The organism is Photobacterium lipolyticum (assembly GCF_003026475.1).
GTDB classification, from domain to species: domain Bacteria; phylum Pseudomonadota; class Gammaproteobacteria; order Enterobacterales; family Vibrionaceae; genus Photobacterium; species Photobacterium lipolyticum.
Window position 1 is genome coordinate 1 of record NZ_PYMC01000047.1, and the last position, 934, is coordinate 934.

Consider the following 934-nt stretch of genomic DNA (forward strand, 5'->3'; position numbering starts at 1 on the left):
AAAAAGTGGCCATCATCGCCTGCGTAAGGAAGATGGTTGTCATCCTAAATTCGATGCTGAGAGATGGCGTTTTATGGGATGCGAAAACAGCTTAAATTAACTATTGACGCCATAGTCGTTTGTTATGGCAAACTAAAGGCGTTAGAAACACTAAATATCACCAAACCTAAAAAAGTCCAAGTATAGAACTGAGATAATTCGTTTTTTGGTGTTATTGAGAAGATTGGTTATTTATGTTTTCGCATTTTATTGATTTGGTTGCAATATATAATAAACCTATACCCACTAATAGAAACAAACCTCTATGTAGGCCAACCAACAATGGATCTGCGCCAAATGAAAGTAAAAAGGACAATAAACCGAAAAATCCTGACACCGTAAAAAATGCGCCCCATATAAACGTAAGTAACTGTAAAGGGCCTTTTTTTAGAACTAAGCACATCAAAATACCAAGCTTTATTAAAACCCCGAATGTAAAAAAGAACAAACCAATGTTGTTAAAAACAATTTCTGACGTAAACAAAGACCAAACATTATAACAATCTATGGAGAGAACAATTACAACCAATAATGATAATATAATTTGATGAAATTTAGATGTAAACGTAAAACTTGACATAAATCTGCCTTAATATTCTGCTGATGATATTGAAAGAATCACTTCAAGTCTTGCAGAGGGTTTGATCAACATGCAGAAAAAGCAAATCAACCACACACCCGTTATATCGCCCCAAAATACCATATTGGAAACCGCCGGATTCGAGCTATAGAAACTGAAACAAAACTCTGTTGTCTATATTATTTGCCATAACGCCTGCAATAAGGTGCCACACACTGAACCAACAAAGCACACCGAACTCCATACCAAAAATGCCGAGTGTAACTGGTCACCTTGATTGCCTTGTTATGTTTATGCTACACCCGGCATTGACCC

General features: G+C 36.2%; 1 protein-coding gene. It reads right to left on the bottom strand.

Annotated elements, in window-relative coordinates:
* Positions 1–211: 211 nt before the first annotated feature.
* Complete coding sequence (locus C9I89_RS22230; RefSeq protein ID WP_107285495.1) at positions 212–619, bottom strand: hypothetical protein; 408 nt, start codon at positions 617–619, stop codon at positions 212–214.
* Between the last annotated feature and the right edge of the window lie 315 nt (positions 620–934).